Source organism: Levilactobacillus sp. FUA 3915, from assembly GCF_044053135.1.
Lineage (GTDB): Bacteria > Bacillota > Bacilli > Lactobacillales > Lactobacillaceae > Levilactobacillus > Levilactobacillus lanxiensis.
Genome location: NZ_CP168704.1, coordinates 1052527 through 1067069, shown reverse-complemented (window position 1 = coordinate 1067069; position 14543 = coordinate 1052527). Strand labels below are relative to the sequence as shown.

The following is a 14543-nucleotide window of genomic DNA, read 5'->3' as shown; positions in this document are numbered from 1 at the left end:
TGTTTCACGTGAAACAAAAGATCGTCTGAATTTTTTTCAGACGACCTTTTCATTTTGAGTCAAGTCATTGGGACTAACCGCGGTAGTGGTGGTTCGATGGGTCAGGACCACACTAGCCGTGGCGCCCAGAATCAAAATAGCAAGAATGATCTTAAGGATTCGTTTCATGAGGGCCGCCCTTCTTTGGCAGTGAGTATACCACGAAAAGGGACCGGTATCCGGTAAAAAGCTATTTTTGATTGGTTAAAGTCATAGAAACGCAAAAGCCTCACCACGACAATGATAAGTTGGGGTGAGGCTTTTTGATTGTGTGGATGGCTAGGCGTTTGGTTTTGATTTCTTAGCGGTTGTCACATTGCCACAACTACCCAACGTCACGAGGGAAACTGTGACAAATAAAGCGGCAAAGGACGCGATGAGTTTAATCAACATGGAATCGGGCTCCTTTCGAGTGGCTAGGAAGGCTTGTTAGTTTTCTTGCTGTGAGTGTAGCACGAACGGCGGCTCAGTGGGAAAAAATCGTTTTACCCGGAAATTGGTCAACAACTCGGACAGCTGACCCGGATAGTCATTATCGTAATATTAAGACTAATCCGTTAAAATAAGGGCACTATCAGCTATTAAGGAGGAACTACCATGGCCACACTCAAGCGAATCGATTCACTGGAACTAGACCTCTTTCTCAAAGGTATCTTCACCCAGCAGTTTGCCGAGAATCATTTTGATTATACTGGCAAGGTGGGGGAGGTCCTCGCTATTGGGGCCTATGACGGCGAGCGTTTGGTCGGGGGAATCCTGATGCGCCGGCGTTACGACCATTTGGACATTGCCAAGCTGGCGGTAGCTCGGGACTACCGGGGTCAGCGACTGGGGACGCAACTGATCCAGGCCGCCGAGAAAGTGGCACGTGACCGGCATATCATCAACATCACGCTATCTACTCGGAGCTATCAGGCGGTCGGCTTTTACGAAAAATGCGGGTACCAGATTTACGGCACACTGGCAGATCTCCCGTTTGCCGGGGTCACCACGACCTATTTCGTGAAGCGGCTGACGGCAAAATAAAAAGCCCTCAGGTGAGAGCTTAATCACTGACGCCATCGTAGCCAATGAACGTGTAGTAGGCCTGGCCGCCGATGCGGTAGAGACTATCAAACGTTCCCGCGGTTCCCGTCTCCGGGTTGCCCTTGGTATGCTGTGGCGTGTGGAGGTTCTTTAAAGTTAATTTGTACTGGGTGTTACCCGAGTGGTGGACCCGAGTCGTCTTGACGCCCTGGATGTCGTGACTAAAGTACAGCGTCCGGTAGGGGTCGTGAAAGTCTGTCTTGGTGATTTTGGCCATGCCAACGGGTTTCTGGTAGAAGCCCAGACCGGTGTTAGCCTTGGCATCATACTGTAAGACTTCCAGGTAGCCATCCGGGGTGATCCGAATACTCTGGCTATCCGGTTCAATGGGACTCAACGCCGCGTCGGCACCGCCGATGTAGAGGTCACCGTGGCTGTAGCCCGGCATGTAGTCCGGGGCCTTGACCCGCTTAAACGCGGATAACTTAGCGGTATCGGTGATGGTGGCCTGGGGATCATAGGCGCTATCGCCGGGATCAATCGTATAGCCGGCCTTGGCGCTGTTGGCCAGTGCCGCGTAACTTAGTCGTGCCAAGAATAACTGAAGGCTAGGAACCAGATAGCTGCCAGACTTCGTGGTCGTCAGGTTACCGGCCACCGTGATGCCTGCCGGTAAGGTGAGCTTTTGCCGAATCGGGTGTCCCGACTTATAGGTTGGAAAGTAGGCAACCTTGACCGTCACCGGCCGGGTCGTCTGATAGTAGGCACTAAGGTTCAAAAAGTCTGTGCTGGCCGTATAGTCGCCGACCTTGACCAAGGCACTCGGCTTTTCAGTTTGGGCGCGAGCGGCTAGTAAGCCACTGCCGATTACCAGGCCTAAGGCTAACAAACCGAGACTACTTTTCATGAGTTTTTTATGGATGGGAACCGGCTCCTTTCGAAAATGCTAATACGCCTAGTATACCTGAAAAATGGGCGAAATGCACCGGAAATACGGGCCAAATCAGCGGGTTAACCCGGGTTATATTTGCCAAAATAACGGGTGATGTTGCTGACAACCAGACGGTTCGGTGTCGTACTAGGAATGTTTGGTATGATGGAGATGTTCAGAGGAGGCATCATCATGAAAATTCGTGAAGCGTTAAAGCAACAACGGGAGCAGCGGCACTGGTCACAAAAGGAACTCGCCGACCAACTCCAAATTTCTCGACAATCGATTTCTAAATGGGAACGGGGCGCTGCCTTACCAAGTTTTGCCAATGTGGTTGCCATCAGCGACCTATTTCACTTGTCCATCGACCAGCTGATTCGTGGGGACGCTGAGTTGATGACCCAATTGACCGTTAAAAAGGAAGAAGATATTGGTCCAGTGGGCCGGATTATCTATGGTGGCCTATTCTGGGGAGCCATTGGTTTCCTGATCACCTGGGCGCTGGGCATTGGTTATGAAGATGCTGAGGAATTGGTCCAACTGCCGCTCGTGATTGTCTTTGTGAGCTTACTACTGACCATTTACGCCAATCAAAAGCAGCACCGGGTCCCACTATCTCGAGCCGTCATTTGGTTAAGCATTGGGCTAATTGCGTTAATGGTTCTACCGGTGATCAGCATGGACGTTTCGGCCGCGATGGCAGCAATTCCGGGGAGCGTCCGGGCTGGGTGGAACGCCGGACAGCATGGGGGCTGGTAAGTTAACCCGGGTTATAACGGTTAAAATCTCGGGAGCCAGTCCGGAAAATTAACCCGGGTTATATTTCTTGCGACACTTAGCATGACAGGTACCGGTCAATCCAGCCTACCGTTCTCGTCGGTTTTAGCGTAGACTAAAGGGAAAGACGACGAATTTTACTTTCTATCGAAAGGAGTTTTTCCTAATGGCCAACGAACGGCGCGAACAGATCATTCAAATCGTGAATCAGCAGCACAAGGTGGCAGTGACCGACCTGGCTCAGCGGACCCAGGTCTCGCTGGTAACCATGCGTAAGGACCTCACGGAATTAGAAGCGGAGGGTCTCTTGCAGCGACAACACGGTTTTGCGGTGGTCAACAACCCGGATGATTTGAACTACCGGTTGGCCCAGCACCACGAAGAGAAGCAGCGCATTGCAGTAGCTGCGGCTAAGTTGGTCGCCGACAACACGACCATCATGATTGAATCCGGTTCGGCCTGCGCACTTCTAGCGGATACGTTAGGCCAACAGGAAAAGCGGGTGACCATCGTCACCAATTCCTACTACATTGCGAACTTTGTGTCGAGCTATCCGAACCTGGACGTCTTTGTTTTAGGTGGTAAATATCAGCCGGAATCACAGGTCGTGGTGGGGTCATTGACCAAGCAATTGCTCCAATCCTTCCACGTCGAACAGCTCTTTGTTGGCACCGATGGCTTTGATCAGACGAATGGCTTCTCGGGCGCCAACATTCTTCGGACTGAGGCGGCCCAAGAGATGGCACAACGGGCTGATAGCCTAATCGTCCTGACCGACGCCAGCAAATTTCAAAAGCCTAGCTTGATTCAGCAGTTTCCGCTGGATACCGTCACGACGGTCATTACGGATAACGGGATTGCCCCCGTGACCGCTGATTTTCTCCGCCAACAATCATTAAATTTAACAGTGGTCTAAGCATCACGTCGACGTGTTTCCTCTCAGGGGTAACACGTTTTTTTTGCCTGAAATTTACGGTAGTTAATAACGGAAATTTTTAACCGCTCGGGGTATACTAATGGCGAAGACCAGTCAACGGAAGTCACTAAAAGCTGAATTGAATTCTCTTGGAGGATGAGAACATGAAAAAGTTGGGACAAATGATGGTGGTTGCCTTAACTACGGTGATGGTCGGCGGTGTTGCGTCTAGTACGGCGAGCGCGGCGGCCTGGCACACCGGTACCCCCAAAGCGCTGCGGGGAAATTGGCAACGGCAGTACCGTGATCAGGGGACGAAGATTGTCATGCACTTCAAGGTAAGTGCCAAGACCATCCACCTGTCACGGGTGAAGTCTGCGGAGACCTCCTGGACAAATCTAAAATACCAAAAGGTTGGTAAGAACACTTACAAACTGAAGGGAATTTACAAAAATGGGGAGCTGACCGATAAGGATGCCCGTCTCCAAATCGTGACGAAAAATAAAAAACTCGAATTCAAAAATGCCTGGTCTAGTAAATATGATTATCTGGGCTGGTACCACAAATAACTAACGAAAAAAGACTGGGGAGTTCCAGTCTTTTTTAGCAGGCCGGAAAAGTGGGCGAGACAAACTTGTTGACTTTAAAGTAACAGGTAACTATACTAATCTCTGTTATTTATAAAGTTACAAGTAAAAGAAAATTAGCCAACAATAAATAAGGAGATAATCAATTATGAAATATGCAATTTCAGCCGCAACCGGCCGCTTTGGTCAGCTAGTTATCAATGACTTGTTGAAGACCGTCGATGCTAGTGATATCGTCGCTATCGTCCGGAACGCCAGCAAGGGGCAACAGGTCTTACCAGCCGAAGTCACCGTTCGTCAAGCCGACTACAACGACGAAGCTGCTTTGGCACAGGCCTTGACGGGTATTGACCGGCTCTTATTCATTTCATCCGTCCCTGGGGGCGAGGTCTCCCGGCAACAGCAACACGCCAACGTGGTCACTGCGGCGCAAAAGGCCGGGGTGGACTTCGTTGCCTACACCAGCTTCGCCCACGCTGACACGGCGAAGTCGCCACTGTCCGTGGATCACGTCGCCACGGAAAAACTTCTGAAGGCCAGTGGTCTGCGCTACAGCTTTCTGCGTAACGCCTGGTACTTGGAAAATGAAACCAACTACCTAAAGGCCGGTGTTCATGGCCAAAACGCAGTTTACGCGGCGGGTCATGGGAAGATTAGCTTCGCACTCGAACGGGAATATGCCGAAGGCGCCGCACGAGTCATGACGATGGCGGACCCCAAGGCCGTATACGAATTCGGTGGGGAACCCCGGACTTACGCGGACCTGGCGGAAACCCTGTGGAAGGTGACCGGAAAGTCCTTCACCTTTAAGAGCGTGGATGATGCAACCTACCGAGAATCCCTGTCGGCAGCGGGCATGGCCCCAGAGATGGTTGAGGTGTTGTCAGCGATGCAAGCCATGATGCGCGAGGGTGAATTGGATGTCGAATCCAGTGATCTGCCCGACGTCTTAGGCCGGCCATTGACGACCTTCCCCGACGCCATCCATGAAATTCTGCGGCGTTAGGCTAGGGTACTCGGTCCCGGACACAAATAAATAGTTAAACACAAGTCGATTGGCCCCGGGTGGTCGGTCGGCTTTTTTCGTATCGTCGCGAACCAATTCCGCCAAAATCAATTCAGTCACTTCCTCAATTACAATTAAATCTTTCTTCGCTGGCATCTGAGGATATCTGTTGTATAATAACCAATGTAAGCGTTTTAAAAAGGAGGAAGACTTTTGAAAGCAGAAATTTCATGGCTGGATGATCCCCAAACTTTTCGGATCAATCAGTTACCCGCTCACAGCGATCACCGCGGTTACGCCACGGTCGCCGAAGCCGCTGCTCAGCAGAGTAGTCTGGTTCAAAGCCTCGACGGTACCTGGGAATTTGCCTTTGCGAAGGACCCCCAGCACCGTCCCGTGGGCTTCTATGAACCCGATTACGACCGCTCTGATTTCGACCGATTAGCCGTTCCAGGTCACATCGAACTCGCTGGTTACGGCCAGATTCAATACATCAATACGGCCTATCCTTGGGAGGGCAAGCATTATCGTCGGCCCGCTTACAGCATGGGTGCCGACCGCCCCGAAAAAGGGATGTTCAGTACCGACCCAGAAAACACGGTGGGGGCTTACGTGAAGCACTTTACCCTGAACTCTGAGCTGGAAGATCAACGGGTCAGCATTGAATTTGATGGTGTCGAACAGGCCATGTATCTGTGGCTGAACGGGCACTTCGTGGGGTATGCGGAAGATAGTTTCAGCCGGGCCGAATTCGACCTGACACCGTATCTGCAAGACGGCGACAACGTGTTGGCCGTCGAAGTCTTTAAGCACAGCACGGCCGCCTTCCTCGAGGACCAGGATATGTTCCGTTTCTCCGGAATTTTCCGCAGCGTCCGGTTGGTTGCCAAGCCGGCCCTCCATGTGGAAGACATGACGATCCAATCCGGGGTCGACGATGCCTTCACGACCGGTAATTTTAAATTAAACCTGAAACTTTCCGCCGCTGATCAACTGATGGGGTCTGTCCATGTCAGCTTAGCGGACGACAGTGGACAGCCACTCTGGACGGCCGAGGCCGCCGCATCAGCTGAACTTGATCTAGCCACGACGGTCAACCACGTTCACCTGTGGAATCACCACGACCCATACCTGTACCAGTTGCAAATTGAGCTGCGCGATGCCACGGGTAAGCTGGTCGAAGTCGTCCCTTATCAGGTCGGTTTCCGCCGGATTGAACTGAAAGATAAGATTATGCAATTAAACGGGCAACGCCTGGTCATCAACGGGGTCAACCGTCACGAGTGGGATGCCCATCGTGGTCGGGCCGTCACCGCTGCCGACATGGCGCATGACATGCAGGTCTTCCACGACAACCATATCAACGCCGTGCGGACCTGCCACTACCCGGACCAGGATGCTTGGTACCATCTCTGTGACCGCAACGGGATCTACATGATGGCCGAAAACAACTTGGAAACCCACGGCACTTGGCAAAAAATGGGGGCCGTTGAGCCTTCCTATAACGTGCCAGGCAGCCTGCCACAATGGCAATTAGCCGTCCTCGACCGGGCCAAGAGCAATTACGAAATGTTCAAGAATCACCCCGCCGTTTTATTCTGGTCACTGGGGAACGAATCCTATGCCGGCGATGATATTGCCGCCATGGACAAGTTCTACCACGACGCCGACCCAACGCGGTTAACTCACTACGAAGGCGTTTGCCGTAACCGGGTCTATGCGGACCGCATTTCCGACATGGAAAGTATGATGTATGATCCGCCACGGGCGATTGAAGAATACCTGCAAAATGATCCCGACAAGCCATTCGTGAACTGTGAATACATGCACGACATGGGGAATTCCATTGGTGGGATGAACAGTTACATTGACTTGATCGATAAGTACCCAATGTATCAGGGTGGTTTCATTTGGGATTACATCGACCAGGCACTTTGGACGCAAGACGAAGTGACCGGCCAACCCGTTCTCCGCTATGGTGGGGACTTTGATGATCGTCATTCCGACTACGAATTCTCCGGCGACGGCCTGCTCTTTGCCGACCGGACACCGAAGCCAGCACTACAGGAGGTGGACTACTACTATGGCCAACACGACTAAATTAAACGTGATTTACGGCGACGTGACGCTAGGACTCAGCGGTCCTGGTTTCCACTATATCTTTGCCTACGACCGTGGCGGCCTCGAGTCGCTGGTTCGCTATGGCAAAGAATGGCTGTACCGGACGCCGAAGCCAGCCTTCTGGCGGGCGACGACCGATAACGACCGGGGGAACGGCTTTTCCACGACCTCGGCAACATGGTTAGGGGCCGACATGTTTAGCACCTGCACCCAAATCGACGTGGCCGTGGATGGTCAAGCTATTCCGCTACCTATCGCGCCGGAAAATAACAAGTATTCTGATCACGAGACGGCCGAGACCGTCGCCATCACCTTTACCTACACCACGCCAACCGTTCCCGCAACCACGGTGACCGTTGAATATGTGGTCGACGCGACCGGGAAAATGACCGTCAACACCCACTACAACGGGGCTGTCGGCTTACCCGAACTGCCCGTCTTGGGCTTGCGGTTCGTGATGCCAACGACGGCGACAGGCTTTGACTACCAGGGCCTCTCGGGTGAAACGTATCCCGACCGGCTGGCTGGTGGCAAGCGGGGGACCTATCACGTGGACTGCCTGCCCGTGACGCCCTACATGGTGCCACAGGAGTGTGGCATGCACATGGGCAATGACTGGGTCAAAGTGACGCGGGCCACGACGCACAACAACGCCGACCCGGATCACCAACCGTTCAGTCTGACATTCCAGCAAAATGGGCATCCATTTGCCTTTAGTTGCCTGCCATACACGCCAGAGGAACTGGAAAATGCGACCCACATCGAAGAACTGCCGTTAGCGCGGCGGACAGTCCTGACTGTTTACGGGGCCACCCGTGGCGTTGGGGGTATCGATAGCTGGGGGGCCGACGTTGAACCGCAATATCACGTTGCGGGGGATATCGACCACGACTTCAGTTTCGCCATTGCTGGCGTTGAATAACTAGACAAATATGAAGGAACCGACCGAGATGTTTGAGGTCGGTTCTTTTTGGTTGTATTTGTTTGGCTGGCAATCACCCGCAAGTCACGAGTGGATGGCCGGTTTTTCTATAAATTCAGAATAAGCAAGTGAGCCCCCAAGGTTGGATGGTAATTTCAACCTTAGGGGCTTATGATTAACCTTAATTTGAAAAATAGGTGGGACGGTAAACGGTCTCTGGAAACGAGTGTGTAAGAATGAAAAGAAAAATCACGTTAGGGTTGATTGTCTTGCTGGCTTTGACGCTAGCGGCGTGTGGGCAGCAGGCGACTAATCGGCAGAGTCAGCGTGCCAGCGGTGATGAAATAGCGTTTGGCAGAACCGGGAAAACGGCGAAGAGCCAGGTTTGGTACGGCATTAAAGGAACCGCGCAACCGAGTTCGAGGTCGACGTTGACCTCGATAACGATCACCCAGAACGGCAAGGCCACATCGTTTCAGGTCCCCGCGTCGTTCACATTAGCGGACGTCGCTAAGTTATCCGTTAAACAGGTGAAGCAAAAGGGCACGGCAATGGCGAAGCAAGCGTTTACCCAAAAACGACGAGCACTGATCATGTCAATTAAGGGGGCAATGGCTGCGGAGAAAAAGATTTTGAAGACTGACCAAAACGCTACCGTTGTTAGTTATGCAGCGGTGAAGATGGATAGACGAATCATCGCCAATTATCAGCGGCTGTTGGCGCGGACGGCGCAGACCAAATTTAAAAAGCCTCGACCCTTGCCATTTGCCGTAGGGGTGGTGAAAAAGACTGGCCGAGTCAAACAGGAAATGATTAAGGTTGAGAGTTATGCTTTTACAGGCGTAGTCAATAACCCCAACAATCAATCACTTAACTACCAAAAAACCAGCCGCAAAATCTTCCCTAGGCCGTATACGCAGACGGCGCCCAAGGCTGTCAAGATTGGTCATGACTATTTTGGCTACTACCATTACGCGGTGGGCAATGATTCGGGGTATGCCCTGACCAAGGTTGCGGGGCCCAACGCCAACGTAAAATTTGATACGGCATCGATTCAAGACTAAACGGGTAGTTAACCCGCGTTTGTCCGGTTTTCACTGTAAGCGGTTGCTGTGAAATTAATCACTAACAAAAAGTAAGTAGAATTACTGGCTTTTCCCCAAACAGTGGACTATGATGTCACTGTTAAGTAAGTTTGAGGCATTTCGACCAGGATTTGTTAGCCGCGATGACCATTAAGGAGTGCGAGTGATTATGGCAAAAATGATTGCAGGACAAGCGCTAGTTAAGGTTTTAGAAGCATGGGATGTGAACCACATTTATGGCATTCCCGGTGGGTCAATTAACCATACTGTAGAAGGTCTGTATTTAGAAAAGGATCACATCGATTATATTCAGGTCCGTCACGAAGAAGTCGGGGCCTTAGCCGCCGCGGCTGATGCCAAGTTCACCGGTAAGATTGGTGTGGCCTTTGGGTCCGCGGGCCCTGGTGCCACGCACCTCTTCAACGGTTTGTACGATGCCAAGATGGATCACGTGCCCGTTTTGGCCCTGGTCGGCCAGGTTCCTCAGGCTGCGATGAACACGAACTACTTCCAAGAAATGGATGAGACGCCAATGTTTAGCGACGTGGCCGTCTACAATCGTACGGCCACCACGGCGGAACAACTGCCTTACGTGGTCAACCAAGCCATTCGTGAAGCTTACCGCCAAAAGGGCCCAGCCGTGGTCATCATTCCCGAAGACCTGGCTGCCACCGAAATTGACTACGAACCCGTCAAGACGCCAAACGTTGTCTCCAACACGTTTAGCGAAACCATCGATCCAGCCGCAGTGACTGCGACCATGAAATTACTCAAGGCCGCTAAGCACCCGTTGATCTACGCGGGCCGCGGCTTACTCGGTGCGCGCGACGAACTGGTTAAGTTCAGCGAACAATTTAATATTCCCGTTATTAATACGGTGCCCGCTACCGGGGTGATTCCCACGAACCATCCGAATGCTATCGGGACGTTTGGCCGTTTGGGATCTAAGTCCGGCTTTGAAGCCTTACAACACACGGACTTGATTCTCTTCCTGGGCTCGGAGTTCCCATTCGCCCAGTTCTGGCCAAAGGATATTAAGATTATTCAAGTTAATGATAATTCTTTTGATATTGGTAAAATGGTGCCGGTCGATTACGCCGTGATCAGTGACGCCAAGAGTTACCTGCAGGCCATGATTGCTACGGGTGAGACGTTGCCAGAAACGACTTGGCTGACGGCCAACCGGCAAAACAAGGCTAACTGGAACCAATGGCTCGATCAACTGGCTGCCGATGACAGTCACGGTCTGGCGCCAGAGGCCGTTACCAAAAAGATTGCTTCCATGGTCGGTCCCAAGGATACTTACGGGGTCGATACCGGGAACGTGTCCGAATGGGCCGTTCGTGGCTTACCAATGGATCAGGACCAACGTTTCGCCTTATCTGGCTTATTTGCCACGATGGGTTATGGTCTGCCAGCCGGGTTAGCTGGGGCATTGAGCGTGCCTGATGCCCAATCCTGGTCATTGTCCGGGGATGGGGGCTTTGCGATGGTCGCGCCCGATATCATTACCGAAGCGCGTTATCAATTGCCTGTCATCAACGTGGTCTTCAGTAACCGGCGTTTCGGTTTCATTTACCGGGAACAGGTCGACACGAAACAACACCTGTACGGGGTCGATTTGACCGACGCCGACTGGGCCAAGGTGGGCGAAGGCCTGGGGGCCATTGGCTTTACGGTCACTAACAACCAGGAAGTCGAAACGGTCTTTGACCAAATCAAGGACCTGCAGGCCAAGGGCAACCGCAAGCCAATCGTGGTCAATGCCGTGATCAAGGACGACGATCCTATCGGCACGGCCTTCATGCCACTGGATGCCAAGCTCTACGGCCAAGACGCCGTGGATGCCTACGCCAAGGAGAATCACATCGACTTGAAAGCACAACCCGCTTTAGGCGAATTACTGCGGGCTCGGGGCGACAACCTGTAATTAAAATCTGAAATGACAAAATGCGAGTTCCCAGATAGTTTGGGCTCGCATTTTTTGCGTTAGGTCACTAATTACGCCATCATCTACTTAAGAAATTTAGACAAATAGCATAGCTAGTAGTCTAACTAGTTGGTAAATGTTATTCTAGACATAGAGGAGTTGAACCTATGATTAACCAGAAAGACCTAACCATCAAATTAAATCACGTCATCTTGATCCAAGGTTTCCAAAAACTACCCATGAGCAAGCTCGCTACGGCGGTCGGCATCAGCCGGGCCAGCCTCTACCTGTACTTTAAAAATAAGGACGACATCGTCCAGGCGGTGGTGGACCGCCATCTGAAATTTATCGCGGAACATCCCGTGCCCAAGCAATTTTCCCCGGCGACCTTTCTGCCAATCTGGCTCGATTCGCTGTTACTGATGGGGTCAACGACCACCACGTTTACGACCGACCTGCGCAAGGGCTACCCGGAATTGTCTGCCACGTTCACGGCGGCCTATCACGACTACTTTGAACAGTTGCACATTTACGTGGGCCAGGCCCAAGCCAGTCAGTTTATTTATGATCTGTACACGCCAGACTACGTGATTTTTCAGGCGGAAACGCTGATTCGCGGGGTGCTGGATCAGGTCCGCAACCGGCAATTGTCGCTGGACCAGGCCGGTGAATACCTAGAGTCTACGCTGCATTTCCAACTGGCCGGCTTGTTGGCTCCTAGCAGTCAGGCGCAACTGGATGTGAAGCAGGTCGCGGGGTTCGAGGCGACGGTGCTACGCGAGTTCCGCGAGACCTACGCTTTGATTGTGTAGCGGCTAAACGGCGCGGTTACTACGCTTTCGGGTTGGTGAAAATAAGGCGGGACACTGTGAGCGAACGCCCGGAGCCAAAAGGCGGTCTCCGGACTTACTTTGAGCCGCTGAGGAGCGCGTCTCAAAGATATCAGTTATCTAAGCGGTAAACCGCTAAGATAACTCCCACGGCTGACCTTATTTTCACCAACCCTGCGGCTCACGCTGGTTTTGACCGCTACGCAATAAGCTGACTACTTTACTACTATTACTTAAATAAGGCGGGACGCTGTGGGCGAACGCCCGGAGCCAAAGGGCGGTCTCCGGGCTTACTTTGTGCCGCTGGAGAGCGTGTCTCAAAGATAACTCCCACGGCTGACCATATTTTCACCAACCCTGCAGCTCACGCTGGTTTTGACCGCTACGCAATAAGTTGGCTACCTTCTATTTGTTACTTAAAAAACACGCTAAAGCACCACAGACTCTAGATTGTTAGGAGCTGTGGTGCTTTTTGCGTCAACGACAAAGTGTCCTTAACGCTTTAAAATTTGACCAATGCCGGTAACCGTTGCACTTAATAATTAAGGAAATGTCATTTATTTTGAAAAAAGTTCACCGTTTCCCTTGCCTTAAAGTGCACATCAAGGGGTAACCTAGGGTCATTCAGTTGTGAGTCACCAAGTTGCCAAGCGGGTTAACCCTCGTTTAGCCCAGACAAAGGAGTCTTAATATGCGTAAAAATGTTATGATTTTAGCTGCTAACGGGCAGATCGCCCGGTTAGTTGAAAACCGAATTTTAACTGAAACAACCTTTAAAGATGTTGACCTAACCCTGTTTCTACGCGATGCTGGCCGCCTCAGTCAGTTGCGGGACAATCCCCGCGTGACCCTGATTGACGGCGACATTACCGATGAAGCGGCTGTGCAATCTGCTATGGCTGGGCAAGACCTGGTCTTCGTGGCGGTCGTCGATCACGATGGGCAAAATCGCCTGACGAAGAACGTCATCAGTGCCATGCAGGCGACTCACGTTGAGCGGGTGCTGTTCACCAACGTTCTAGGGATTTACAACGAAGTCGGTGGGGCGTTTGGCCGTTGGAATCTGGACATGATTGGGGCTGGCATGGCACCCGCACGGCGGTCTGATACGCTTCTAGCCGATTCTGGGTTGGACTACACGACGCTGCGGTTGCCTTGGTTGAATGACCGTGGCATCAGCTACACCGTGACGACCAAGGACCAGCCGTATGGAGGCGTCTCTGGTTCGCGGGCCAGCGTGGCCGACGTCGTTTTGAAGATGATTGCGGACCCGACCCGCTACAGTCGTGATAGTATTGGGATAGCGGACCCCGCAACCGAGGGGCAAGACCGGCCCGTCTACTAAGCTGAAGGAGTTGAAGTGAAATGAATATTAAAGAAGCCAGTGAAAAAACGGGGGTCTCCTCCGCAGCCATTCGTTACTACGAAAAGGAATCCCTGATTCCCGCCATCGACCGGACGCCGGTGGGCAACCGGGATATTGACGACCGAATCATTCGGCGGATTCGCTTCGTGACGCAGATGCGGGCCGCGGGGATGAGCATTGAGAATCTCCGTCGTTACATTCAATTATTTGATGCGCAAGAAGATAACACCAAGGAACAAAAGGCCCTCTTACAGGAACAGCTAGGGGTCATGGAAGAAAAGCGTGACGACCTCCAAGCGGCCATTGACCACCTGAATTACAAGCTCAATCACTTCTATGACCACATGGAATCTACCGAGGAAGAATTGCGGGCATTGGAGCGTGAGCACGCCGATAAGGTTGCTAAGCAAGATGATGTACCGGATGATGAAATTGACCATAACTTCTAGGTTTTCCTTGCCTTCAAGTAACTGTAAGGTCGTATGCTAGAGGTAATAAATTAGAAAAAGGGGATTTTAGTATGGCCACAAAAGTGTTGATCGTTGATTATTCATGGTCCGGAAATACCGCTAAGCTAGCAACGGCGCTGCAACGAGTGACGGGCGCGACGCAGGTTGAGCTGACCGTTCCAGCGGGGACCTTTCCTCAGGATATGTACGCGACTTCGGACGTGGCGAATCAGCAACTTGCCAGCGGTAACTTGCCGAGATTAACCAGCAAACTGCCCGACCTCACGCAGTTTGACACGATTCTGGTTGGCGGTCCCGTTTGGTCGGGCAAGGTGGCCACGCCGGTCCGCAGTCTGTTAGGACAACTCACCGCCTATACTGGCACGCTGGCGCCGTTTTACACGGACGCTGGGACACCGGGTGATTACGAAGCGGACTTCGCTGGACTAGCCCCACAAGCAAACGTGGTCCCAGGCCTCGGCCTGACCGCGGGTGACTTGGCCACGGCGGAACAGCCGCTGACGACGTGGTGGGAAAGTTTTAAGTAACCGTTTGTCT

Annotated in this window: 15 protein-coding genes; 13 read left to right on the top strand and 2 right to left on the bottom strand. The window is 52.2% G+C overall.

Annotation, left to right across the window (positions count from 1 at the left end; genetic code table 11):
* Nucleotides 1-36 precede the first annotated feature (36 nt).
* Nucleotides 37-168 (bottom strand): hypothetical protein, encoded by a 132-nt coding sequence (locus tag ACEPST_RS05190; RefSeq protein WP_263972798.1) that lies wholly within the window; start codon nt 166-168, stop codon nt 37-39.
* Nucleotides 169-636: 468 nt separating this feature from the next.
* Between ACEPST_RS05190 and ACEPST_RS05185 the strand changes: the two genes are divergently transcribed.
* On the top strand, nt 637-1065 hold the full coding sequence (locus tag ACEPST_RS05185) for a GNAT family N-acetyltransferase (RefSeq protein ID WP_204120567.1): 429 nt from the start codon (nt 637-639) through the stop codon (nt 1063-1065).
* Nucleotides 1066-1084: 19 nt separating this feature from the next.
* Here the strand turns inward: ACEPST_RS05185 and ACEPST_RS05180 are convergent, their stop codons facing one another.
* Entirely contained in the window at nt 1085-1972 is an 888-nt protein-coding gene (locus tag ACEPST_RS05180; RefSeq protein WP_204120566.1) for a hypothetical protein, read from the bottom strand.
* A 216-nt stretch (nt 1973-2188) separates the two neighbouring features.
* Between ACEPST_RS05180 and ACEPST_RS05175 the strand changes: the two genes are divergently transcribed.
* The 12 genes from ACEPST_RS05175 to ACEPST_RS05120 all read left to right on the top strand — a co-directional run bounded on the left by ACEPST_RS05175 (nt 2189) and on the right by ACEPST_RS05120 (nt 14533).
* Nucleotides 2189-2755 carry a helix-turn-helix domain-containing protein gene (locus ACEPST_RS05175; protein ID WP_204120565.1) on the top strand — a complete coding sequence of 189 codons (567 nt, stop codon included), beginning with the start codon at nt 2189-2191 and terminating at the stop codon, nt 2753-2755.
* Nucleotides 2756-2939: 184 nt separating this feature from the next.
* Nucleotides 2940-3689, top strand: coding sequence for a DeoR/GlpR family DNA-binding transcription regulator (locus ACEPST_RS05170; RefSeq protein ID WP_395390556.1), 750 nt, complete (start codon nt 2940-2942; stop codon nt 3687-3689).
* A gap of 164 nt (nt 3690-3853) precedes the next feature.
* Complete coding sequence (locus tag ACEPST_RS05165) at nt 3854-4258, top strand: hypothetical protein (RefSeq protein WP_204120563.1); 405 nt, start codon at nt 3854-3856, stop codon at nt 4256-4258.
* Between the two features lie 166 nt (nt 4259-4424).
* Nucleotides 4425-5282, top strand: a complete 858-nt coding sequence (locus ACEPST_RS05160) for an SDR family oxidoreductase (protein ID WP_204120562.1) — start codon at nt 4425-4427, stop codon at nt 5280-5282.
* Between the two features lie 213 nt (nt 5283-5495).
* Complete coding sequence (locus tag ACEPST_RS05155; RefSeq protein WP_204120561.1) at nt 5496-7382, top strand: glycoside hydrolase family 2 TIM barrel-domain containing protein; 1887 nt, start codon at nt 5496-5498, stop codon at nt 7380-7382.
* Entirely contained in the window at nt 7366-8325 is a 960-nt protein-coding gene (locus ACEPST_RS05150; RefSeq protein ID WP_395390555.1) for a beta-galactosidase small subunit, read from the top strand. The genes ACEPST_RS05155 and ACEPST_RS05150 overlap by 17 nt, the downstream gene beginning before the upstream one ends.
* A gap of 236 nt (nt 8326-8561) precedes the next feature.
* Nucleotides 8562-9389: a hypothetical protein gene (locus ACEPST_RS05145; RefSeq protein ID WP_204120559.1), complete on the top strand. Its 828-nt coding sequence runs from the start codon at nt 8562-8564 to the stop codon at nt 9387-9389.
* A 190-nt stretch (nt 9390-9579) separates the two neighbouring features.
* Entirely contained in the window at nt 9580-11340 is a 1761-nt protein-coding gene (gene spxB, locus ACEPST_RS05140) for a pyruvate oxidase (protein WP_204120558.1), read from the top strand.
* Between the two features lie 167 nt (nt 11341-11507).
* On the top strand, nt 11508-12152 hold the full coding sequence (locus tag ACEPST_RS05135; RefSeq protein ID WP_204120557.1) for a TetR/AcrR family transcriptional regulator: 645 nt from the start codon (nt 11508-11510) through the stop codon (nt 12150-12152).
* Nucleotides 12153-12861: 709 nt separating this feature from the next.
* Nucleotides 12862-13515, top strand: a complete 654-nt coding sequence (locus ACEPST_RS05130) for an NAD(P)H-binding protein (protein ID WP_204120556.1) — start codon at nt 12862-12864, stop codon at nt 13513-13515.
* A gap of 20 nt (nt 13516-13535) precedes the next feature.
* Nucleotides 13536-13985 (top strand): MerR family transcriptional regulator, encoded by a 450-nt coding sequence (locus ACEPST_RS05125; protein ID WP_204120555.1) that lies wholly within the window; start codon nt 13536-13538, stop codon nt 13983-13985.
* A 71-nt stretch (nt 13986-14056) separates the two neighbouring features.
* Nucleotides 14057-14533: a flavodoxin family protein gene (locus ACEPST_RS05120; protein WP_204120554.1), complete on the top strand. Its 477-nt coding sequence runs from the start codon at nt 14057-14059 to the stop codon at nt 14531-14533.
* Nucleotides 14534-14543 lie beyond the last annotated feature (10 nt).

What these genes read in the sequence shown, in the direction of transcription:
- ACEPST_RS05130 (WP_204120556.1), top strand. Translation starts at nt 12,862, where the DNA reads ATGCGTAAAAATGTTATGATTTTAGCTGCTAACGGGCAGATCGCCCGG.
- ACEPST_RS05165 (WP_204120563.1), top strand. Translation starts at nt 3,854, where the DNA reads ATGAAAAAGTTGGGACAAATGATGGTGGTTGCCTTAACTACGGTGATG.
- ACEPST_RS05175 (WP_204120565.1), top strand. Translation starts at nt 2,189, where the DNA reads ATGAAAATTCGTGAAGCGTTAAAGCAACAACGGGAGCAGCGGCACTGG.
- ACEPST_RS05170 (WP_395390556.1), top strand. Translation starts at nt 2,940, where the DNA reads ATGGCCAACGAACGGCGCGAACAGATCATTCAAATCGTGAATCAGCAG.
- ACEPST_RS05190 (WP_263972798.1), bottom strand. Translation starts at nt 168, where the DNA reads ATGAAACGAATCCTTAAGATCATTCTTGCTATTTTGATTCTGGGCGCC.
- ACEPST_RS05150 (WP_395390555.1), top strand. Translation starts at nt 7,366, where the DNA reads ATGGCCAACACGACTAAATTAAACGTGATTTACGGCGACGTGACGCTA.
- ACEPST_RS05180 (WP_204120566.1), bottom strand. Translation starts at nt 1,972, where the DNA reads ATGAAAAGTAGTCTCGGTTTGTTAGCCTTAGGCCTGGTAATCGGCAGT.
- ACEPST_RS05120 (WP_204120554.1), top strand. Translation starts at nt 14,057, where the DNA reads ATGGCCACAAAAGTGTTGATCGTTGATTATTCATGGTCCGGAAATACC.
- ACEPST_RS05135 (WP_204120557.1), top strand. Translation starts at nt 11,508, where the DNA reads ATGATTAACCAGAAAGACCTAACCATCAAATTAAATCACGTCATCTTG.
- ACEPST_RS05125 (WP_204120555.1), top strand. Translation starts at nt 13,536, where the DNA reads ATGAATATTAAAGAAGCCAGTGAAAAAACGGGGGTCTCCTCCGCAGCC.
- ACEPST_RS05185 (WP_204120567.1), top strand. Translation starts at nt 637, where the DNA reads ATGGCCACACTCAAGCGAATCGATTCACTGGAACTAGACCTCTTTCTC.
- ACEPST_RS05145 (WP_204120559.1), top strand. Translation starts at nt 8,562, where the DNA reads ATGAAAAGAAAAATCACGTTAGGGTTGATTGTCTTGCTGGCTTTGACG.
- ACEPST_RS05160 (WP_204120562.1), top strand. Translation starts at nt 4,425, where the DNA reads ATGAAATATGCAATTTCAGCCGCAACCGGCCGCTTTGGTCAGCTAGTT.
- spxB (WP_204120558.1), top strand. Translation starts at nt 9,580, where the DNA reads ATGGCAAAAATGATTGCAGGACAAGCGCTAGTTAAGGTTTTAGAAGCA.